This window comes from Methylobacterium sp. J-048, from assembly GCF_022829515.1.
Lineage (GTDB): Bacteria > Pseudomonadota > Alphaproteobacteria > Rhizobiales > Beijerinckiaceae > Methylobacterium.
This window is the reverse complement of record NZ_JAKSYL010000026.1, coordinates 23,575-44,422: the sequence shown is the minus strand read 5'-3', so window position 1 is coordinate 44,422 and position 20,848 is coordinate 23,575. Positions and strand designations below refer to the sequence as shown.

The 20,848-nt window shown below is 64.1% G+C and carries 18 protein-coding genes and 1 tRNA gene; 7 read left to right on the top strand and 12 right to left on the bottom strand.

Annotation, left to right across the window (positions count from 1 at the left end; translation table 11 throughout):
• The 7 genes from MKL09_RS00870 to MKL09_RS00840 form a co-directional block, all read right to left on the bottom strand.
• The coding region (locus MKL09_RS00870; RefSeq protein WP_244017097.1) for an anti-sigma regulatory factor at nt 1-804 on the bottom strand (804 nt) is incomplete at its 3' end.
• Complete coding sequence (locus MKL09_RS00865; RefSeq protein WP_244017095.1) at nt 801-1,796, bottom strand: ATP-binding SpoIIE family protein phosphatase; 996 nt, start codon at nt 1,794-1,796, stop codon at nt 801-803. The genes MKL09_RS00870 and MKL09_RS00865, both read right to left, overlap by 4 nt.
• Nucleotides 1,797-1,798: 2 nt before the next feature.
• Nucleotides 1,799-2,203 (bottom strand): anti-sigma regulatory factor, encoded by a 405-nt coding sequence (locus tag MKL09_RS00860; RefSeq protein WP_244017093.1) that lies wholly within the window; start codon nt 2,201-2,203, stop codon nt 1,799-1,801.
• Nucleotides 2,184-2,585 (bottom strand): STAS domain-containing protein, encoded by a 402-nt coding sequence (locus MKL09_RS00855; RefSeq protein WP_244017091.1) that lies wholly within the window; start codon nt 2,583-2,585, stop codon nt 2,184-2,186. The genes MKL09_RS00860 and MKL09_RS00855 overlap by 20 nt, the downstream gene beginning before the upstream one ends.
• Nucleotides 2,586-2,589: 4 nt before the next feature.
• Nucleotides 2,590-3,465, bottom strand: coding sequence for an STAS domain-containing protein (locus tag MKL09_RS00850; protein WP_244017089.1), 876 nt, complete (start codon nt 3,463-3,465; stop codon nt 2,590-2,592).
• Between the two features lie 703 nt (nt 3,466-4,168).
• Nucleotides 4,169-5,746 (bottom strand): MDR family MFS transporter, encoded by a 1,578-nt coding sequence (locus tag MKL09_RS00845; RefSeq protein ID WP_244017087.1) that lies wholly within the window; start codon nt 5,744-5,746, stop codon nt 4,169-4,171.
• Complete coding sequence (locus MKL09_RS00840) at nt 5,743-6,828, bottom strand: HlyD family secretion protein (protein ID WP_244017085.1); 1,086 nt, start codon at nt 6,826-6,828, stop codon at nt 5,743-5,745. Before MKL09_RS00840 ends, MKL09_RS00845 begins: the two co-directional genes overlap by 4 nt.
• A gap of 207 nt (nt 6,829-7,035) precedes the next feature.
• On the opposite strand from MKL09_RS00840, the gene MKL09_RS00835 reads away from it, so the two are divergent.
• The 6 genes from MKL09_RS00835 to MKL09_RS00810 all read left to right on the top strand — a co-directional run bounded on the left by MKL09_RS00835 (nt 7,036) and on the right by MKL09_RS00810 (nt 12,799).
• Nucleotides 7,036-7,716, top strand: coding sequence for a TetR/AcrR family transcriptional regulator (locus MKL09_RS00835; protein WP_244017083.1), 681 nt, complete (start codon nt 7,036-7,038; stop codon nt 7,714-7,716).
• Nucleotides 7,640-8,794, top strand: coding sequence for a recombinase family protein (locus MKL09_RS00830; RefSeq protein ID WP_244017081.1), 1,155 nt, complete (start codon nt 7,640-7,642; stop codon nt 8,792-8,794). The genes MKL09_RS00835 and MKL09_RS00830 overlap by 77 nt, the downstream gene beginning before the upstream one ends.
• A gap of 149 nt (nt 8,795-8,943) precedes the next feature.
• Nucleotides 8,944-10,116 (top strand): tyrosine-type recombinase/integrase, encoded by a 1,173-nt coding sequence (locus MKL09_RS00825; RefSeq protein WP_244017079.1) that lies wholly within the window; start codon nt 8,944-8,946, stop codon nt 10,114-10,116.
• Nucleotides 10,113-10,814: a hypothetical protein gene (locus MKL09_RS00820; RefSeq protein WP_244017077.1), complete on the top strand. Its 702-nt coding sequence runs from the start codon at nt 10,113-10,115 to the stop codon at nt 10,812-10,814. The genes MKL09_RS00825 and MKL09_RS00820 overlap by 4 nt, the downstream gene beginning before the upstream one ends.
• 107 nt (nt 10,815-10,921) lie before the next feature.
• A complete protein-coding gene (locus MKL09_RS00815) occupies nt 10,922-11,152 on the top strand; it encodes a helix-turn-helix transcriptional regulator (protein ID WP_244017076.1) in 231 nt (76 codons plus the stop codon).
• Nucleotides 11,153-11,680: 528 nt separating this feature from the next.
• The gene (locus MKL09_RS00810) at nt 11,681-12,799 is read left to right on the top strand and encodes a tyrosine-type recombinase/integrase (RefSeq protein ID WP_244017074.1); all 1,119 of its coding nucleotides are present in this window, start codon (nt 11,681-11,683) and stop codon (nt 12,797-12,799) included.
• Nucleotides 12,800-13,135: 336 nt separating this feature from the next.
• Here the strand turns inward: MKL09_RS00810 and MKL09_RS00805 are convergent, their stop codons facing one another.
• The 5 genes from MKL09_RS00805 to tsaE form a co-directional block, all read right to left on the bottom strand.
• Nucleotides 13,136-14,374 (bottom strand): hypothetical protein, encoded by a 1,239-nt coding sequence (locus MKL09_RS00805; RefSeq protein WP_244017072.1) that lies wholly within the window; start codon nt 14,372-14,374, stop codon nt 13,136-13,138.
• Nucleotides 14,371-16,419, bottom strand: a complete 2,049-nt coding sequence (locus MKL09_RS00800; RefSeq protein WP_244017070.1) for a hypothetical protein — start codon at nt 16,417-16,419, stop codon at nt 14,371-14,373. The genes MKL09_RS00805 and MKL09_RS00800 overlap by 4 nt, the downstream gene beginning before the upstream one ends.
• 933 nt (nt 16,420-17,352) lie before the next feature.
• Nucleotides 17,353-17,429 (bottom strand) — tRNA-Arg (locus MKL09_RS00795).
• A 103-nt stretch (nt 17,430-17,532) separates the two neighbouring features.
• Entirely contained in the window at nt 17,533-18,273 is a 741-nt protein-coding gene (locus tag MKL09_RS00790) for a nucleotidyltransferase family protein (protein WP_244017068.1), read from the bottom strand.
• 84 nt (nt 18,274-18,357) lie between these two features.
• Nucleotides 18,358-19,935 carry a tRNA (adenosine(37)-N6)-threonylcarbamoyltransferase complex ATPase subunit type 1 TsaE gene (gene tsaE / locus MKL09_RS00785; protein ID WP_244017065.1) on the bottom strand — a complete coding sequence of 526 codons (1,578 nt, stop codon included), beginning with the start codon at nt 19,933-19,935 and terminating at the stop codon, nt 18,358-18,360.
• 374 nt (nt 19,936-20,309) lie between these two features.
• Here tsaE and cynS point away from each other — a divergent pair, with 374 nt between their 5' ends.
• Nucleotides 20,310-20,798 (top strand): cyanase, encoded by a 489-nt coding sequence (cynS, locus tag MKL09_RS00780; protein WP_244017062.1) that lies wholly within the window; start codon nt 20,310-20,312, stop codon nt 20,796-20,798.
• Nucleotides 20,799-20,848 lie beyond the last annotated feature (50 nt).

Below are 20,848 nucleotides of genomic sequence, written 5' to 3'. Positions count from 1 at the left end.
CACGCCGCCGGTCAGTTGCCCGACCGCTTCGAGCTTCTGCGATTGCCGCAGGTCCTGCTCCATGTGCTCGCGCTCGACCGCCTCGGCGAGGAGCCGGGCGTTCGCCTGGGCGAGTTCGACGGTGCGGGCTGCAACCTGGCTTTCGAGCAGGGCCCCGGCTTCGCGCAAGAGAGCGGCTTGAGATTCGAGCTCGGCGTGAAGCGCCACGACGCCCCGGTTGGTTTCGGAGAGTTCCCGGTTCAGGCGTTGGGTTTCCTCCTCGCGTTCGGCGAGTTCGGCCAGACTGCGCAGGAGCTCGCGGTTCTGCTCACGCAGGGCGGTGGCCGGCTCGTCCGTCCTGGCTCGGGCGACGTCATCGGCCAGAATTGTCAACCGACGCCCCGAGAAGGTCTCGGAGCCGACCGGCAGCCGCATTCCGAACGTCACCACGGTGCCCCGGCCGACCACGGACTCGATCTCGAAACGGTTCATCAAGCGGCGTGAACCGGTGATGCCGATGCCCAGGCCGGTGGTGGAGCGGTAGCGCCCCTCCAGGATCTCATCCAGATGGGGGATGCCGGGTCCCTCGTCGCGGATGCGGACCACCAGGACCTGGCGGTCATCCACTTCATCGAGGCCGTACTCGACCCGTCCGCCACCGGCGTAGCCATGAGCATTGCGCGCGATCTCGGACACCGCCGTGGCGATCCGGGTCTGGTCCTGGACACCGAAGCCGAGGCGGTCCGCCAGCCCGCGCACACGTTGGCGGACCACGATGATGTCGTCCTCGTGTTCGACCCGGCTCGCGAGCAGCGGCCACTTCATGTCACGCCCTCCCGCACGACGAGCACGGTGGCGTCGTCGCGGGCGCGGGCGAAGTCGCGGAAGATCACCCCGGCCACCAACGCGGGATGTGCCGCGGCGAGGCCCGGAAAGGCGTCGATGGACCATCCGGTGGCGATACCGTCGGAGCACAGCACGAACAGGTCCTGCGCCTGCATCGGGTACTGGAATTCCTGAATGCGCCGGGCCGCATGGCCGGCCGTCCCCGCCAGGCTGACCGTTCGCTTGATCGCCGTGCCGGAGACGACTGCCCCGGCGACGTTGCCGATGCCCGCGAGCGCGAGCGTGGCGCGATCCCTGCCGTAGCGCGCGACCGAGACGGCGGCGCCCCGGGTGTGGGACAGGCCTGCGTGGACGGCGGCTAAGATCGTGGCCGGCGGATCGTCGCGATGGCGCCGGAACACCCGAAGGGCTTCCTCGGACGCCTTGGCGGCATCCGGTCCGTGGCCGAGGCCATCCACCACGATGGCGGTCCAGCCGTCGGCCCGCTCACGCACGGCGTAGGCGTCGCCATTGGCGACCTCGCCCTTCAAGGGCACCATCACCGCTCCGTACAACGGGACGCCGTCCGATGTGGCCGGCCTGGGATTCGACAGACGCGCCAGCACCACCGTGCCGAGACCGGGCCGCGACACGATGTCGAAGGCGTCGGACAGCCGACGCACCGCGCCAAGGCCCTCGCCGGCGCTCCCGCCGGTGGAATGGCCGTCGCGCAGGGCCAAGCCGAGGTCCGGGAAGCCGTTGCCCTTGTCGAGCACGAGGATCTCGACGCCCGAACCCGTGCCGTCCTCGTAGATACCAACGAGAACCTCGCCCGGCACGCCGTACTTGACCACGTTGGTGGCGAGTTCCGTGACGACCAGGGCGACGCGTCCGGCCGCGGTCTCGTCGAAGCCGATGGTCTGCGCGATGGCCACGGCCCGCCGTCGTGCCTCGGCCACCTGGCTCGCTTCCGTGACGGTGATCCGGTGCATGCTCACTTCCACCGCGCGATGGTCACGCGCGTGCCTGCCCCGGGCGTCGATGCGATGTGGAACTCATTCGAGAGCCGCTTCGCTCCACCCAGGCCGAGACCGAGGCCTCCGCCGGAGGTGTAGTGGTCGGTCATCGCCTGCTCGATATCGGCGATGCCCGGACCCTGGTCCTCGAAGATCAAGCGCAGGCCCTTCCGCGTCCCGGCCTGGACGATCTCCGCACGGACGTCGCCGCCGCCGCCGTAATCGAGGGTGTTGCGAGCGAGCTCGCTCGCGGCGGTGACAATCTTGGTCTGGTCGACGAGTCCGAGGCCGATCTCGATGGCGAGCGCGCGTACGCGCTGCCGCACGCGAACGACGTCGTCGCCGGAGCGAATGGGGATGGTCTCAGTCTTCGAGACCGTCACGGTCGCTCCCGCGTCCCTCGCCATCCTCGGTCAGCTGCGCCCGCAGCAGGGCCATGCCGCGCTCGACGTTGAGCACGGTCCTGATGCCGGTGAGCTCCAGGCCGAGCTCCACCAGCGTGATGGCAACCGCAGGGCGCATCCCCGCCACGACCGTCTCCGCGTCGAGGACGCGCGAGACGGCTGCGATGCTCACCAGCATGCGACCGATAAAGGAATCGACGATTTCCAGGGCGGAGATCTCGATCAGGACGCCGCGTGCGCTGGTGCGCACGATCATCGCCGTCAGATCCTCTTCCAAGGCCAAAGCGAGGCGGTCGTGCATGTCGACCTGGATGGTGACGATCAGCACGCCGCCGAGTTTGAGGATCGGGATGCGGTCCATGGTCTCAGCGGCTCTCCTCGGCCGCCGCCTGCTGGCGCACCACTTTGCGCCCGGTCCGCCTGAGGGCGACCGCGAACGCGTCGGCCAAGGTCGCCTTCGAGACGACATTCAGCTCGACGCCGAGGTGGACCATGGTCTGCGCGATCTGCGGCCGTATGCCGGAGACGATGCAGTCGGCGCCCATGAGGCGCGCGGCCGCGACCGTCTTGAGCAGGTGCTGGGCCACGAGGGTATCGACGGTCGGCACGCCGGTGATGTCGATGATGGCGATCTCGGCCTCCTCGTCGACGATCGCTTGAAGCAGGTTCTCCATCACGACGCCGGTTCGGGCGCTGTCGAGGGTGCCGATGAGCGGCAGGGCCAGAATGCCGTTCCAGAGCCGGACCACCGGCGTGGAGAGTTCGGCGATCTCCTGTCCCTGACGCCCGATGATCTCCTCGCGGCTCGCGAGGAAGACCTCCATGGTCTGAAGGCCGAGACGATCCAGCACCTTGCTCGCGGCCGACATCCCCGCCGCCAGTTCCGCCGCGTCCGCCCCATGGGCATTCTTGAGCGCCGCGAAGACCGGTTCTTTGAGCGAGAACACGAAGTTGGCGGTGTCGGTCGGCGTGAACCCCTGGATCGCCCGCGAGCGCGAGATGTCGGCGAGGGTCTCGCGCAACGCGGCGAAGGCTTCCGCGTCTGCGTCGATCCCGCCTGGAGTAAGTGCCTCCCGAAGCTGACCAAACACGGCCTGCGCCTGAGTCCTGAGCTCGGCTTCGCGGATGCGACCGCTCTGCAGAGAGGTCCCCTCGCGGAGGGACGCATTCCAGGCGTCGAGAATGGCGGCCTCGTAGTCCGTGAGCGTCCTCTTGAGAACTTCGGCGCCATCACCGGTCATCAGGTCTTCCTCGTCATTATCATACAGCGTCTACATTGACATTCGGCCTTTCGATAGGCGGCATTATTGCATCGAGTTATGCAATTTTAGGTTGCGGTGAAATCTGGGCTTTCAGCCGTCCGCATTCCAACGATCTGCTGTGCGGTGGCATCGATGCATGCTGCCGCATTTTCTAAATTCGGCCGATTGCACCACCAGTGATTGCATGCATGCGTTTGTCCGGAATAGGACAGAGGGGACGCCCTGGCGATCGGTAGAGATGGTCGAGGTACGCCAAGCTTGCCTTGGGGTGGCGCTTGCGCCGGCCTGTGGGACTGCGCTGGGTCCGTAGTCGAATGTCCACGTTGCCGCTCCAGCACCTCCAAACCGGACCGGCAGCTTGCGGCCAGACCACGCCATGCCGAATAGTCAATGCGCGCAAAACCGGTCGTTCACCTTTGCGCCAAGAGCGGAACTCGGCGGTCCGCCCGGAAGCGGACATTCCGCACCCAACCCATGTCAGACGCCCGAACCGCCGTTGGCGCTTCCCCAAAGCGGCCGCTCGTCGTCAGTCCGGCAGCTTCGGCTCGGAGTCGGAGGCGGACTTCAATGACCCGTACAGAAGGTGCCGGCCGGCCTACGCGAGAGGGGGATGATGCGTAGACCGGCCGTCCATCATGCGGTCGACGACGATCGGACCGCATGATCCATTTGAGCCGTGGGGTCAGTGGGCCTCGATGGGGCCCGCCGTCCGCGGCGGCTTCTTCAGGATGGCGACCACGGCGAGGCTCAGCACGAGGCTGACGCCGACGAGGTAGAAGCCATCGGCATAGGCCATGACGTAGGCCTCGCGGCGGACCTGGGCCGCCAGCATGCCGAGGGCGGCTCCCTTAGCGGCGGCCTGGTCGGCGATGTGCCCGTGCAGGCCGGCAGCCAGGGCGGCAATCCGATCCTGGGTGCGCGTGGCGTTCACGGTGATCGCCTCGGCCAGCACCGAGAAGTGCATGTGCTCGCGCCGGTCGATCATCGTCGACAGCATCGCGATGCCAATCGAGCCGCCGAGGTTGCGCATCATGTTCGACAGGGCCGAAGCGTCGGCGGTGTCGCGTGGGCTCAGGCCGACGGTGGAGAGCTGCGAGAGCGGGATCGTGAACAGCGGCTGGCCGATGGCGCGCAGGAGCTGCGGCAGGATCAGCTGATCTGCCCCAACGTCGTGGGTCAAGCCGACGTTGATCCAGCAACTCGCGATGAAGAATAGCGTGCCCGCGACGACGAGCAGCCTCGCGTCGAGGGTCCGCATCAGCAGGGGCATCATCGGGAACAGGACGAGCTGCGGCAGGCCCGACCACATCACCACGTAGCCGATCTGCTGGGCGTTGTAGCCCTGGATCTGCGCGCAGTAGACTGGGATGATGTAGATCGATCCAAACGAGACCGCGCCAAGCACCGTCATCAGCACACAGGCCCCGCCGACCGAGCGGTTTGCCAGCACTCGCAGGTTGATGAATGGGCGCTCGGCCATCAGCTCTCGCACGATGAAGCCGGTGATGCCGGCGGCGGCCAGGAGGCTGACCTGGACGATGACGGGGGACCCGAACCAGTCCTTCCGCTGACCCTCCTCCAGCACGTAGGTCAGGGCCGGCAGGCCGGTGGCCATCAGGCCGATGCCGATCCAGTCGCCCTTCAGGAGCTCAGCCCAGCGTGCCGGGACGTTGTCGAAGGCCCCGAGCTGGATCCCGGCGGCGAGCGGACCGAAGATCAGGTTCAGGTAGAAAATGTAGTGCCAGGACAGGTTGTCGGTGAGCCAGCCGCCCACCGTCGGGCCGATAGCTGGCGCGAAGGTCGCGGTTAGCCCGAACAACGCGATGCCGATCGGCTGCTGGCTCTTCGACAGGCGGGTGCGCACGATGACGATGGCGGTCGGGATCAGCACGCCGCCGGTGAAGCCCTGGCCGGCGCGAAACAGGATCATCTGCGAGAGCGAGGTCGAGAGCGCGCAGGCGAGCGAGAAGGCGGTGAACAGCATCGTGTTCACGGACAGGTAGCGGCGCAGGCCGATCACCGACGAGAGCCAGCCGGTGAGCGGGATCACGATGATCTCGGCCATCAGGTAGGCGGTCGAGATCCAGCTGCCTTCCTCGGTCGAGGCGCCCAGCGCCCCCTGAATGTCGGCGAGCGATGCGTTGGTGATCTGAATGTCGAGGATGGCGGTGAACGCGCCGAGGATCGCGCCAAACACCGCGAGCCAGTCGCGTGCGCTCGCCTTGACCTCGGGCGTGCCCGCGGCCGGCACGACGCTCATCGGGGGAGAGCCTCGCTGACGAGGGCATGGGCGGGTCGATGACTGCGGGGCTTCACCGGCTCGACGGCGTCATGGATATGAACGGTGGCTTCGACCGAAAGACCCGGGCGCAGGCGGCCGAGCATCGGATCGGCCCCGTCGAGGGCGACCCGCACGGGCACGCGCTGCACGACCTTGGTGAAGTTGCCGGTGGCGTTCTCGGGCGGCAGCAGGGCGAACTGCGCGCCGGTGCCGGGTGAGAAACTCTCGATCCGCCCCTCGAACTCGTGGTCGCCCAGCGCGTCGACGGTGAAGGTCGCGCGCTGGCCCTCCACCATCTGCCCGGTCTGGGTCTCCTTGAAATTCGCAACGAGGTAGATGTCGCGACCCATCGGCACCACGGTGAGCAGGCCGGTACCGGCCGATACGAACTGGCCGACGCGCAGCGAGCGGTCGCCGACCGTGCCGTCGATGGGTGCGACGATGGTTGTGTAGCTGAGGTTGAGCTGGGCCTGCTCCACTTTTGCCTGCGCGGCCTCGAGGCTCGCGCGGGCACTGCCCTCCAGTGCCCTCAGGCTGTCGACCTGCTTCCTGGCCGCCTCAAGGGAGGCGACGGACTTGTCGTGCGCCGCCCGCTTCTGGCGCAGGTCGGAGTCCGCCTGCTGCTGGCGCTGTGCCGTGCCCGAGCCGGTCTGCAGCAGGTTCTGGTAGCGGGTATATTCCTTGCCGGCGAAGTCGAGCGCCGCATCGGTGTTCTCGACCTCCGCCTGGGCCGAGGCGACCTGCGCCTGCTGCTGCAGGATGGCGGCGGCGGTCCCCAGCAGCTGGGCACGGTTCTTCCCGACCTCGGCCTCGGCCTGCTTGAGCATCACCCGGTACTCGCGGTCGTCGAGGCGCGCGATCACGTCGCCGGCCTTCACGGGCTGGTTGTCACCGACCAGCACTTCGGCGACGTGGCCGGCGATGCGCGGTGCGACCGTCACCTTGTCGGCCTGTAGGTAGGCGTCCTCGGTGGTCTCCAGGAAACGGCCGACGGTCCACCAGTGCCAGCCGTAGGTCCCGCCCCCACCCAGGGCGGCCAGGAGTAGGACCGGGACGATCACGCGCGCCTTTCGACGCTTGGGCGCCGGCACGGCGGTCCGGATCCCCGGGGAGGCCGGCGCGGGACCGCCAGCGGCGATTGTGGTAGCGGTCGAGGTTCCGGGCTGGGGAAGGTCGCTGGGTCGAGCGTCCATGATGGTGGCCAACATCAATACGATACGGTAAGGTATCGATATATGACGGCATGAGGCGTGACAAGGAGCAAGACGATGGCAGCGACCGCCGAGCCCGAGTCGACGGCGAAGCGTGGTACAGGCGGTCGACCGACGCGCGAGGAGGCCGCTCGGCGCGAGGCACGCATCGTGGAGGTCGCCACCCGGCTGTTCATCGAGCGCGGCTTCGACGGCACCTCTATCGACGCGGTGGCGGAAGCCGCCGGCGTCAGCAAGCCGACTCTTTATTCCCGCTATCATGACAAGCGTGCCCTGTTCGAAGCGGTCCTGCAGGACCGGATCCGCGAATGGCTCGCTCCCCTCTCTGCGGCGGCCGAGATGCAGGCGCTTCGCGCCGCCCCGAGGGACGCCGCAACGGTTCTGGACGAGTTGAGCCGTAACCTCCTCGCCCGGTCCCACGCACCGGGGGCTGCTGCGCTGACACGCTGCATTGCCGCCCAGGCCATACAGTTCCCCAACCTCGCCAGGCTCGCGTACGAGGAGGGCTGGCTCCGCGGCGTCAGGGCTGTCGGTCGCCTCCTCGTGGTCATGGCCGAGCAGGGACAAATCGCGATCGACGACCCGGAGATCACCGCCGACCTGTTCCTGAACCTCGTTATGGGACGCAGTTCGAAACAGGCGCTGTACGGCATCGAGGTGGATGTGGAGGTCCAGGAGAAGCGCCGCCGCGCGGCCGTCGCCCTCTTCCTTGCCGGCGTCCATCCCAGTCCTGCTTGAAGAGCGCGACCGCTATCTTGTTTTAGGCGGCGGATCGCCGTCCTACCCCATCGAGCCGCCTGCAACCGGCCATTCCCGGCTTCTGCACAGGGTCGGAGCCAGACAGTACGTTCGTTACCGCACGCGCTCCGGGGCCCGATTCGGGATCGCTACGGTCCACGGTATCCTGACCAACCGCGTGTATGTCGGCGAGTGGGTGTTCAACCGGCGCTGCTCGCGGACGCTGATGGAGAAACCGAAGGCGGAGCAGATCCCGATCACTGTGCCGGCGATCATCGCCCTGTCCGAGTTCGAGGCGGTGCAGGCGACGCTGAAGGCGCACAACCCGCGCACCACACCGGCCCGGGTCGTGACTGGCCCGATCCTGCTCACCGGGTTGGCGACCTGCACGACCGGCAACGGCCCGATGACGCTCCGCACCGGCACGTCGAAGTCCGGCCAGGTCCACCGCTACGACAGCGGCTCGACCCACGGCCGGCGAGGCAAGACCGGCTGCACCGGCCGATCGATCCGGATGGACACCCTCGACACGTTGGTCACCGACCGCCTCGTGGCGGAGCTGTTGCAGCCCGACCGGCTGCGGGCGACGCTCGCCTCGCTGTGGTCGGTGAGGGCGGAGAAGGCGATCCAGGTCGACGGGCGGGTGGCGGCGCTGCGCCGCGAGGTCGCCGGGGCGGAGGAGAAGCTGAAGCGCCTGTCCCGAATGATCGAGGACGGGATGACCGATCTCGACGACATCCTGAGGGGCCGTCTTGCGGCGCTGAAACGGGAGCGGGACCGCGCCAAAGCGGCGCTCGACCGGATCCACCTCAACGCGCGTCCGCCGGTGGAAATCGCTCCGGAGCTCATCGAACGATTCGGCCGTCTGATGCGCGAGACCGTGACGACGGGAGCGATCCCGTTCCGGAAGGCGTGGCTTCAGGCGATCGTCGACCGGGTCGAGGTCGGGGCGGATGTCATCCGCATCGTTGGCGGGAAAAAAGCCCTGGAAACGGCCATCCTTGATGCCGGCTCAACCGCGCCCGGTGTTCGCAGTTCTGTACGGAAGTGGCGCGCCCGAAAGGATTCGAACCTCTGACCCCCAGATTCGTAGTCATGTAATTCCAGTGATCATGGGCGATCGTAAGCAATCGTAAGCACCTAAATCACTGGCGAGCACCAGATTTTTATTGTCAGGGGCTATCATGCGCTGGCACAAGCTGCTTACGAACGCTTACGGATTGACTCATGACTCGCCTCAATCGGGCTGTGGTGGAAACCTTTAAGGTGCCGCACGGCAAAGACTCTGTGATCGCCTGGGACAGCGCCCAGCCGGGCTTCGGCGTGCGTATCAATGCCGGGGGAACTCGAAGCTTCGTCGCGCAGTACCGCAACGCGAGCGGGGCTACGAAGCGGCTCAGCCTCGGTCGCTACGAGGCGATGTCGATAGACGACGCCCGCAGGCTCGCGCGTTCGACGCTAGCGAAGGCAACGACCGGCAGTGACCCGGCGGAGGAACAGGCGAAGGCGAAGGCCCGAGCTTCGATCACGGTCGGTAGCGTCGCCGATGCCTATCTGCGCGCGGCAGAGAGCCGCCTGAAGCCTCGCTCGCATCAGGAGGTCACTCGGCACCTGACGAAGCATTGGGAGCCGCTACGGCCCTCCCCTGTGCATCTGGTGAAGCGGGCCGACGTGGCAACCACCCTGCGCGACATTGCCGGCAGCCGCGGGGAGATCGCCGCGAACCGGGCGCGGGCTTCCCTGTCGGCCATGTTCACGTGGGGCATGGGCGAAGGAATGGTGGAGAGCAATCCGACCATCGGTACCAACAAGGCCGCAGACGAGCGCTCGCGAGACCACGTGCTCACGGATGCGGAACTGAGGTCGGTATTACGTGCATGCGGGGACGATCACCACGGTCGAATCGTCCGGCTGCTCATTCTCACCGGGCAACGCCGGGACGAAGTCGGAGGCATGGCATTATCTGAGATCAATGGCGCCCTGTGGTCCCTGCCCGGTGCGCGTACGAAAAACCGTCTTCCTCACGATGTAGCGCTCTCCCCGGTGGCGCTTGAGGTGATTCGCCTAGGGCCGCTTCGTGTCGGCCGAGATCTGATTTTTGGCACCCGAGAAAACGGCTTCTCGGGATGGTCGAAAGCGAAGTCGGAGCTGGATGCGCGGATATTATCAAACGGCGACGAAGTGCGTCCGTGGAGGCTCCACGATCTCCGGCGGACCGCAGCTACCGGCATGGCAGCGCTCGGCACCTTGCCTCACGTCGTCGAGGCGGTTCTAAACCACATTAGCGGCCATCGGGCCGGCGTAGCCGGGATTTATAATCGGCACGCCTATGCCGCCGAGAAGCGAGCAGCACTCGACGAATGGTCGAACCACGTTGCCAAGATCAGCACCGCAGCATGACGAACGCCTTCATCCCGGCTGGCACGATCTCATTCGGGGCCGCGCTCGCCCGTACAGCTGAAGCCTCGTTCTCGGGAGCATGGGCTTCTTCCAAGCCCGGCGAGCGTGCCTTCCTGATCGAGGGCGCAGGGTCTAACAGCTTCGTCGCTCATCTCGCCACCAGCGAGGGGACGCTTGCAGGATTGGCCTACGGGATGCTCAGGCCGCTTCTAGCGGATGGATCATTGCCGTCATTGCTCCGCGTGCCGACTGGCAGTCCCCAATCGATCGACCCCGCCTCTTGGCAGGCCAGCCGCGCAGATCGCCTCAACGATGTCCTTCGCGGCACAGTGGCGTTCGCGACGGTCGGTGGAGCGCCGGCCGTCGGGCACGTCTTGATACGCAATGACGACCTCGACGCCGTCCTGAGCGGAAAGCAGGCGCCAGGAGCTAATGCACTGCCGAATCCCCATCTTCCCAACCCAATCGCCCAGATCGGGCCGGCGGTGGGCAAGGGTGGCAATCGGCCGAACCCCGAAGCGGATCGGTTCTGGATTGAGATCTGCCGGATCATCAAAGAAGGCGACATCCAGGGCGGACAAGCCGGGCTCACCGTGCGCATGGCCCAGTGGGCTACCAACAATATGAGCAGGCCTTACGACGCCGAGACCGTTCGGAAGAAAGTCGGCAACTTATTTAGGTCGATTGGGTGGGAGTGAGCGGCGCGTAGCCGGCATTGATCCCATTGATCCCATTGCGTCGGGCGCTCACGACCACTCTTGCTTACCCATGATCCCAACGCCGCATGCTGCGGCTTGGGAGAGAGATGATGCAGACCAACGCCGCCGCCAAGTCGGTGATTCTTCCGCCCGACCTGAGCCGTGATCGCGTCCTCGATAGCGGACAGACCGCCGCATTGCTCGGCTTCAGCCTCCCTCATTTCCGTCGCCTCTATCGCGCCGGGCAAGTGCCACAGCCCATTCGTCTCAGCACCCGCAAGCTCGGGTGGAAGGCCGGAACCCTATCGGACTGGCTCGCCGCTAAAGAACGGGGATAGGCGCGGCTAATCACCTAGCCGCCTTGAGCTTTGATGGGGATGCAAACGAGATCGCGAGCACGGTCCGGCGCGAGATGCGTTCGATCCTCGCGCAGTACGAGTCCGCGCAAAACGGTTCACTGAACGACTGATCATGACGGATATCAGCCGTTAGCGACGGATATCCGTCGAACCATTTGTTAAACTCACGCATGGACGATCTTAGTCTCTGAAGGCTGAGATTACTCATGTGTGAAACAAGCCGGCGCGACTCGGCGCCTCCTGCTTTGTCTCCGATAAGCGCCGCCGTCCCGCCGCGGCTGCTCTCGAAAGCGCAAGCCGCTCAATACCTCGGCCTCACGCCTCGCGGTTTTGACCGCTGGCGGAAGGACGGCCGGATTCCCAACGCCCTGCCGGGCACGTCCCGATGGGACCGGACCGCGATCGACGCCTCGATCGACGCGCTCTCGCAACTCGGCGGCATGCGCGCCGCACCCATGCCCCCACAGCCCGAAGTCGACCCGCTCGAAGAGTGGAGAAAGAAACGCGATGAGCGACGCAATCGAAGGGGTTAAGCCGGTCCGGCGAAAGCTGTCCGGCGGCGAGACCCGCGTCTATTACTACCACCGGGCGACCGGCCACCGGCTGCCGGACGATCCGACGACGCCGGCATTCAAGCTCGCTCTTGAGCAGTGCAACCGGGAGGCCGAGGCCGAGGCCAAGCCGCCCGAGACCGGTAGCACGATCGGGACGCTCATTCAGAAATACCAGTCGTCCGCGGACTGGACGGGGCTTGCCGAGAAGACGCGCGAGACCGAGCAATTCAACATTAACGCGATCTTCCGCGAATGGGGGGACATGCCGCTCGCGACCGTCGAGCGGAAGGGCTCGCGGACGCTCTTCCTCGAATGGCGCGACGATCTGGCCGAGCAGCATCCCCGCGCGGCCGACGCGAAGCTCGCCCGGCTCGCCCGTATCCTGAAGTTCGCGCACGACCGGGAGATGATCGACCGGCATCCCCTGGCGACGTTCAAGCGGGTCTATAAGGTCGACCGCTCGGAAAACATTTGGCTGCCGGAGCATTTCGCCGCCCTGAACTCCACGGCGCGGGCCGAGATCAAATTGATTGCCTTCGTCGCTCTTCACACCGGCCAGCGGCGCGGGGACCTGATCGCCCTCCGATGGGCGCAGTATGACGGCGCCGCGATCAAGCTCACGCAGTCCAAGACGAAGGCGCGGGTCTACATCCCATGCACGAAGGCGCTGAAGGCCATCCTCGACGACCTGAAGGCCATTGCGGAGGCGCGAGCCGCGGGGTTCGATCGCCGCCCCGGCCACAACGGCGGGCCGCCGATCGACAAGGTCGACATTGGCGCGTTGCATATCCTCAACTCGACGGGGGCGACCGCCTGGACGATCGAGGCATTCAAACAGGCGTGGCGCTACGCCTTCCTGAAGAGCGAGATCGGCGACGACCTCCACTTTCACGACATTCGCGGGACGGCCGTCACCATGCTCGCCGAGGCGGGATGCACGGTGCCGGAGATCGCGACGATCACGGGGCACTCGCTCGCGAGCGTCAACCGGATCTTAGAACGCTACCTGAACCGGACGAAGGCACTCGCCGAGTCCGCTATCGCGAAGCTCGAATTGAGGATGGCCGGCTAATTCCCTGGCGCCAGCATGGAGCGGTGAGGCCCTTCGACAGCAAGCCTCTCACGACGGCCGAGCGCCGGGCCGTCTCGCACGCCGCCCGCAAATGCGCCTGTGGAAACGATGCCAGCTACGATCAGGAGGGCTGAGGGCTGTGCAGGGACGCGCGACAGGAAGCCGAGCGCCAGGCCGAGGGGCGTCGGTTGGCCGCCTGGAATGCCCGGCTCGTTGAAGCCGAGGCCGTCCGGCAGGCCGACCGGCCCGAACTCGATCCGATCAAGCACCGCTACAATTGAATTACGTCTCCGAAGTATCCTTGGTAAGCCTGTAAATATCGCCCAAACTGGCATATTAGCTTGCTGCGGTCTCGCGGCGCTTTTCTTCTACAATGTGGTGCAACGCTTCTAGCAGCTGAGCTTGGCTCGCTGGCTCACCACTAGACCACCCTCTTCGCGTCGGCGTTGCCTTAGACAACGCTTGTTGTAAATCGTCCTCGTCGATCAAGCTCCTCGCTGGAGAACGAGCAGCACGCCTCACCACATCATCTTCTTCGGAGCGCACCTTTTCATAATCGATATAAACGTTAGCGAAATCTTGCGCCTCTTCGAATGATAGGATCGATTTAAGCTCTTCTCTATTTTCACTTTCAAAACCCAGCCTCTGATACAGCGGAAAATTATAATCCCGCAAACTAGCAGCGCCGCGTTGCGTAGAGGCAGAAATGATGGTGAGCGAATAACCGAGTTCCGGCTTTACGGACTCGTCGAACAGATATCGAAGATCTTGAAGAAACGTCTGCACCTTTGCGGTCGCAATGCCGCTCGAAAAAACTGACTCAATCTCATCCAGACATAACAGCACGCCGCCGATGGCTTCAATGGATTGGGCCAGCGCAAAAAGCTCTGACATAACGCGGATCATTATCGGCGCGGTTGCTAGCCGGCCAGACACATCTAGTTGTCCTCGCTCAGTCGCGGTGAGGGTATTGCCAGCTAACCACCGCTTCATAACTTCGCGCAAATGCTCGTATGTAAATACTTTATTTTTGTCGCGAGGCTCGAAATCGGGAGAGGATGCCTCAAGCAGCGTAAGAAGCGACTTCCTTAAGTCATCCATACGCACATTTCTGACGTGAGACGAGTTTAGGCCAGCATTGATCAACCCATTTATGAGGTCGAATTCGCCATCCTTTGCACATCTATCGTCTGCACGACGCAGCATTTCTCGAACCAGACTCACAGACGAGCCGGTTCCAGCCTGATACTCCACTTCGACGTAGCGGCCGCAGTCCTCCTCGTCAGTATAAGACTTAAACAAGTACTGACAATGACGAAGGAAATGGGTCTTACCTGCGCCCGTGCCGCCGACTACGGCAACCGATCTCCTAGATATATCCATGGGATCAAGGATTGCATCCACGGCGTCGGCGAATTTTTTTAAAGCAGCGCTCTGGTTATACATTACCTCAGGCAAAATCGTTCGAGATGGCGGGAACGGATTGCGGGAAAGCCCGTAGCGCCGCAGAAAGCGATCACGCTCACGCGGTTCCGTTGATCGACGCGGGCCGAGCAGGTCTCTAAGAGTGTTCACTGGGTCGTCCCGCTAATCGTAAATATCGGCCGGTCACCTATAAGTATTCTGTCCATTGGAATCGGAGTGAGTTCAAAACTTTCTAAAGTACCACTCAACACCGGGTCGCTTACCACCGGCCTAGCCCCGGCGGCAGGTTGGAAAATTAAAGAAGGAAATCCCCCTTCCGAAATTATCCTTTTTAGTTGGCGCTGCGCAGCCCATGGCGATACACGGCCCCTAATGCAAAATTGTGTCAGGACATCAAGCACTGAAGCCAAGCCGTCTTTGCACGACTCGGAGAACACCTCAAGAAACATTGAAATTGCCTGGCGATCCGAAAGCCGTTGGGACCCGTCCCTGATGCTATCACCAAAGGTCCACGCCTGTCCCAAACAGCTATGATATCGCAAAACCCTGAGACTTGACTCTTTGCCAACCACCCCGAGCCGATCACTCAGAAGTGGCTCAACCTCAGTTCGAAGCATCGAGCCGCGTTCGACCAACGCGTCAAGAATGATTTCGTACGGGAGGAACCGTTTGAATATACCACTGATGCCGTCCAGGTCGCCGATGTCAAGATAATGTTTCAACCTTCTCAAAGAGGATCCCGCATAAATAAGACCTCCCTCGTACCGAATCAGCTCCGTTCTTCTCATGACCTCAAGAGCACGACGCGCAACACCATCAGTAGGTCTATCGTCCACAAGATTACGGATCACTTCTGAAACAGCGAGGGGTTTGTTTAAATCATAAACGACAGCCGACAACCGCAATATCTGCGGCACTGATGCCTGTGGTAATTGCGCAGATGAAATTGCGATTTCTTGAGGGTTTTGTGGAGCCGGCAGAACCTCTACACCTTCCCCCATATGTGGCCGTTCTAATGTTTCAGGTCGATCAATTGGCCTTGGCAAGGCCGGGACAAGATCCTGCTGTGCGAGCGGCCCTTTGGTGGCGGACAACGGCTCTAATCCGGGATCAGATGTCGGCGTCGCCTGAACGCCTTCCACTATAGGAACGGCAATGGTTTCGTTGCTCTCTTGTATGTAAAGTTTTTCTAGATGCCAATCATGGGGCATTTTATTGGGCCAGTATGCAGACGCTGTAAACTGGTGAGCACCTTCTGAAGTTACTCGGATTGTACTAAAAGCGTGCGCGAGGTCCCATATTAAGTCCGCCAGTGGCGCACCACGAAAATCTTTGACAAGAGGGTCATACCGCAAGCACGATACTTTCTGTGCATCGAGCCTCGGCGGCGGAATATATAAAGTTGGCACCCCTTCAGTACGCAGTATCCGAGCCAGCAAAATATCAGAGGTCACAACCCGCTGTGAGGCTCGAGTACGTGTCGAACGTAAGACCGCATGTATGCCCTCCACGAACAATCTATCTTCAAGAACATCTCCCTGATCGTGATCGACTGTTCCTTTGCCCGACGGCCTCATATACCTGAGCAGAGAAGGGTCTAACTCTAAAACTTGGTATTTACCTTTGTTTCTTTCGAGAAGCCCGAGAGAAGCGTTGACAAGCGCACGTGAGCGTAGCGCCTGTGCCAAGTTTGTTTCTTTTCGCTTTCCCACCATTGACTTAAGCCCAGCATCGCGTTGCTGAATTTGAGTGAGAGACATAACGAATGGAAGCAGCCACACGACCGGCCTCCTAAGCGTATCAATCAGCCAATGAATTGTACCATTATATAACGAATTCGTGTCGGCTATTAAAATTACACCGCTTTCAGAATTAAGGCTGTCTATTTCTTGATATAATTCTTCCGACAGCGTCGGAGCGATCAAGCCAACTCTTGCAAGCGACAAAGATAAGGTGTCCGAGAGGATAGAAGCATCTGCGTCTTTGGTTCCCACGGAGATGGTTCTTTGTAGGCTATAAAACGCCTCGGAATCTTCGTCTAACTGTATATTAGGTCTTTTAATATCTACAGAAAGAAGGGGCTCAAATCGCCCCGCAGCATGATGTGTACTATCATGATATTCGACAGAAAGCTCGCCGGCGGGCAGCTCTTTGTAACAACGTTTCGCTCGGAACTCTGCTGCCGATAAGTACATCCTACTCAAACCTTATCCAAATTTTTCGGCCCTTAGAAAGCGAACTGCCGTGGCTTGCTATTCCACTGCACAAAGTGCGTATCGCAAACTCTTGCTCAACCTCGATTGAGGCTTTCCAAGCTCCATTTACCCCGCTCTGACTAACGTCAACTGTAGTCCATATTGGGTGCTCGTTCGGAGCGATCGGAGCCGATATGTATTGAAGATAAACATCGAATGGATACCATGTGCCGACCTCAAGTTCGGGGAACACTCCGACAAGGGCAGCAGCAGACAGCGCACGCTCATCACTGCCGATATGCCCTCCTTGCCATAGTTCGCGAACCTCCTCGGCCTCGCTTGGCTGGGTTGGCCCCTCTACGATTCGGACTAGCATGCTGCCTGGAGTTCCTCGCCGAAGTCCGAGCTTGACGGCTTATTCTCAATATGCGTCCGCATGGTAAAGGAATGCTAACCACCAGCAAGCGCTGGTTCGAGCCCGACCATCCGTAAGACGCTCAATAAACGATTGATTCTGAGATGAAATTTCAAATTTCTTGCAAGGCGTCCGGTGCCGACGCATGCTAGCTCGAAAGGTGGTGGTATCGAAGTTGAGCACGGCGATCCAGGAGCGGCCTGCATCGCTGTCGAGCTACCGACGGAATCGCGGGATGCCCTCCTTAGCTCGGCGCTGACCCGAAACCGAGCAGGTAGGGCGGTCCTGTCTAACAACGATGGTGCGCCTGGCAATCGGCGTCCCCCAGGATTCCCTAGGTAGTCGCCTGCGGCCCACGCAGATCCCGCTACTGATAGCTGAGCCGGCGAGCCGCGCACGCATATCCCTGCTTCGCCTAGAATGCGCGAAAACGCAGAGGCTCGATTACAACCGCTTACTTTTTGTAAAATCCCGTAAGCACCGGCCGCCTGATATAGCAGCTAAGTGCTTGAAATTTTTGGCGCGCCCGAAAGGATTCGAACCTCTGACCCCCAGATTCGTAGTCTGGTGCTCTATCCAGCTGAGCTACGGGCGCCTGACACGGCGGCGGGGGCTTGGCCCGCCGGTGTGAAGGGGCTTCTAGAGGCTCGGATCGGGCTTGGCAAGACTGATTGTGCCACGCTTGAAACGGCCCGGCGCTACGGGGCCCGGGCGCTCGCCCGCACCCGCTCCTCGGCGGCGCGGATCGCGTCCGGGGTGCCGACGTGGAGCCATTGGCCGTCGAGGCGCATGCCCGACAGCCGGCCATTGGCGATCGCCCGGTCGAACAACAGGTTGAGCGAGAAGGCGCCCTCCGGCGTGTCGGCGAACAGGCTCGGCGTCAGGATCGCCACGCCCGCGTAGATGAACGGGGCGACCTCGCGCTCGCCGCGGCGCTCCAGGCGGCCGTCCGCGTCCATGACGAAATCCCCGGCGCCGTCGTAGCCGAGGCTGGTGGCGGTGGGGGCGACCAGCAGCAGGGCGTCCATGCGCTCCGGATCCCAGGCGGCGATCAGGCGGCGGAGATTGGGGGCCGGGCCTTCGAGCCAGAACGAATCCGAGTTCAGCACCACGAACGGCGCGTCGCCGAGCAGCGGCAGCGCCTTGCGGATGCCGCCGCCGGTCTCCAGCAGCGCGGCGCGCTCGTCCGAGACCTGGATGGCGGGTCCGTCCGTCCGGCGGGCGAGGTGTCCCTCGATGAGGTCGGGCAGGTAGTGGACGTTGACGATCGCGGTCTCGATCCCGGCCTCGGCAGCCCGGTCGAGGGCGTGGTCGAGGAGCGCCTTGCCGGCCACCTCCACCAGGGGTTTTGGCACCGTGGCGGTCACCGGCCGCATGCGCTTGCCCAGGCCCGCGGCCAGCACGAACGCACGGGTGACGGCGGAGGCAGGCTCGCTCATGCGGAGATCCGGATCAGGCATTGAAAGTCATGGTTTCAAAAGGTCTTCGACCTTTTGCGGGTGCAGGGCGGAGCTCTGCGGCGCTTAAGCCTCCTCCGCAGGGGCGACGAGGCCCGGCAGGTGCGCCGCGTGCCAGGCCCGCAGCTCGGCCAGCGCCGGATGGGCGAGGTTGCGGGCGAGATAGCCCTCGATCCGCGGCAGGTGGGCGAGGTAGCCGGGCTTGCCGTCGCGCCGCTCGAGCCGGGCGAAGATGCCTAAGATCTTGGTGGCGCGCTGGGCGGCCAGCAGCGCATAGGCGGTGGCGAAGGCCGTGACATCGAAGGCCGGGTCCCGGCTGCGGCGCTCGCGGGCGTAGAGGCCGAGCAGCCGCAGCTCGAACTCGGCGCTGGTATCGACCCGGGCATCCTGCAGCAGCGAGGCGACGTCGTAGGCCGGGTGGCCCATCACGGCGTCCTGGAAATCGATCAGCCCGACCCGCTCCAGCCCGTCGCGCTCGGGCAGCCAGATCAGGTTCGGCGAGTGGTAGTCGCGCAGGGTCCAGGTGGCGCGGTCGGGCACCGCGTTCTGCAGGGCCGTGCGCCACAGGGCCACGAACTCGGCCCGGGCGGCCTCGGGGAGCGCGACCTTCCGGATCGCCGGGGCGTACCATTCGGGCATCAGCTCCGCCTCGAACAGCAGCGCCGCCTCGTCGTAGGTCGGCAGGACGTGCTCGATGCCGTCGCCCACCGGCAGCACCGCGGGCAGCGGGGTCGCGTGGAGCTTGGCGAGCAGGCGCACGGCCTCGGTGTAGCGCTCGGGCCGGGGCGCGCCGCCCTCGACCACGGGCTCGCTGCCCAGATCCTCCAGGATCAGCAGGCCCTCGGCCAGGTCCTCGCCGTAGATCCTGGGCGCCGAGAAGCCGAGCGCCCGCAGGCCGCGGTCGAGGGCCACGAAGGCGTGGACGCTCTCGGCCAGGTGCACGATGGCACTGTAGGGTTTGCCGTCGCGGACCGGCGGACCGTCGGGCCGGGGCGGCGCGATCATCAGCACGGCGCTGGTGCCGTCGGGCTTGGTCAGGCGCTCGTAGGCCCGGGACGAGGCGTCGCCCTGCATCAGGGTGCGCTCGGCCAAGTCCCAGCCGCTGCGGTCGAGCAGGCGGCGCACCGCCCGGGCCCGGTCGAGCCGGGCGCGCATGCCGCCGGTGCCGTCGATCCGGGCGAGACGGGCCTCGGGGCCGAACTCGGCGCGCAGCGACAGGTCGATGGTCAGCACCGGGCCGTCGCGGGGAGGCATCCGATCGGGCCACTCGACCAGGGTGATGGCGTCCTCGGCCATCTCCTCGAAGCCGAGCTCCACCAGTTCGTCGGGGTCGCGCAGGCGGTAGAGGTCGGCGTGGACGATGGCCCGGCCGTCCCGGGCCGTGTAGGGCTGGATCAGCGTGAAGGTCGGGCTCGGCACCTCCAGGCGCGGATCGCCGGCGAGCTCGCGGATCACCGCCCGCGCCAGGGTGGTCTTGCCGCCGCCCAGCCCGCCCGAGAGCGCAACCACGTCGCCGGGGATCAGGAACTCGGACAGGAACAGGCCGAGATCCTCCGTGGCCGACTCCTCCGGCAGCACGAATTCCCAGGGGGCCGGCGGCGCCGATGCGCCCGCACGCTGTTGGTCCTGATCGTCCCCGTCCAATGCCCGCCTCCGCGACCCGAGGGCGCATGGTCCGAAAACCGGCCGCGGATGCAAGCGTTTCCGGCTCGGGGGACGCGCTTCCCGCCGGGCCGGTGCATCGAAACCACGCTTCGCGGGGTCTTCGAAGGATTAAATTTCGGTTCGCCGCGAATTGCTGTTCCCGCGAAGAATTGGCTGGCGCATCCTTTGCTACTTCGCGGTCTCCGCACGTGCCGGTCCAGCCGGGACGTGCGGGCCGCGTTCCGCGCCCGGTGCCGACCGATGCCCCCCCGTCGGCCCCGGTCCGGGTGCGCACCCCGCCCGGGGTGGGGTGAGGCCGCTCACCCCTCGCGGCCTCACCCGGACCAGCCTGACCCACCCGTACGGAGCCCAGAATGAAGCGCGCCGACCTGACCGAAAAGCTCCTCGACATCAAACGCGAGAAGGGCTGGAGCTGGGCCCATATCCACGAGCAGATCGGCGGCCTGTCGCCGTTCCTGATCACCGCGGCCTGCATGGGCCAGATGAAGTTGCCCAAGGCTCAGGCTCAGCGGGCGGCCGAGCTGTTCGGCCTGACCATCGCCGAGGAGCGCATGCTCAACGAGGCGCCCTATCGCGGCTCGATCCCGGCGATGCCGCCGACCGACCCGCTGATCTACCGGTTCTACGAGCTGGTGATGGTCTACGGCACGACCTTCAAGGAATTGATCCAGGAGGAGTTCGGCGACGGCATCATGTCGGCGATCGACTTCAACATGGAGATGGCCCGGGAGGCCAACAACAAGGGCGACCGGGTGAAGCTGACCATGTCGGGCAAGTTCCTGCCGTACAAGTATTACGGCAACGACGACGACACGCCGGAATACGGGTTCAAGGAGGGGTGAGCGGTTGAGCGAGGCTTCCCCTCCCGCCTCTGCGGGGGAGGGAGCCGCGG

Coding starts and splice junctions, on each gene's coding strand:
- MKL09_RS00810 (WP_244017074.1), top strand. CDS start 11,681: ATGAGCGACGCAATCGAAGGGGTTAAGCCGGTCCGGCGAAAGCTGTCC.
- MKL09_RS00825 (WP_244017079.1), top strand. CDS start 8,944: ATGACTCGCCTCAATCGGGCTGTGGTGGAAACCTTTAAGGTGCCGCAC.
- MKL09_RS00845 (WP_244017087.1), bottom strand. CDS start 5,746: ATGAGCGTCGTGCCGGCCGCGGGCACGCCCGAGGTCAAGGCGAGCGCA.
- cynS (WP_244017062.1), top strand. CDS start 20,310: ATGAAGCGCGCCGACCTGACCGAAAAGCTCCTCGACATCAAACGCGAG.
- MKL09_RS00835 (WP_244017083.1), top strand. CDS start 7,036: ATGGCAGCGACCGCCGAGCCCGAGTCGACGGCGAAGCGTGGTACAGGC.
- MKL09_RS00865 (WP_244017095.1), bottom strand. CDS start 1,796: ATGCACCGGATCACCGTCACGGAAGCGAGCCAGGTGGCCGAGGCACGA.
- MKL09_RS00790 (WP_244017068.1), bottom strand. CDS start 18,273: ATGAGCGAGCCTGCCTCCGCCGTCACCCGTGCGTTCGTGCTGGCCGCG.
- MKL09_RS00820 (WP_244017077.1), top strand. CDS start 10,113: ATGACGAACGCCTTCATCCCGGCTGGCACGATCTCATTCGGGGCCGCG.
- MKL09_RS00855 (WP_244017091.1), bottom strand. CDS start 2,585: ATGGACCGCATCCCGATCCTCAAACTCGGCGGCGTGCTGATCGTCACC.
- MKL09_RS00800 (WP_244017070.1), bottom strand. CDS start 16,419: ATGTACTTATCGGCAGCAGAGTTCCGAGCGAAACGTTGTTACAAAGAG.
- MKL09_RS00830 (WP_244017081.1), top strand. CDS start 7,640: ATGTGGAGGTCCAGGAGAAGCGCCGCCGCGCGGCCGTCGCCCTCTTCC.
- MKL09_RS00850 (WP_244017089.1), bottom strand. CDS start 3,465: ATGACCGGTGATGGCGCCGAAGTTCTCAAGAGGACGCTCACGGACTAC.
- MKL09_RS00815 (WP_244017076.1), top strand. CDS start 10,922: ATGATGCAGACCAACGCCGCCGCCAAGTCGGTGATTCTTCCGCCCGAC.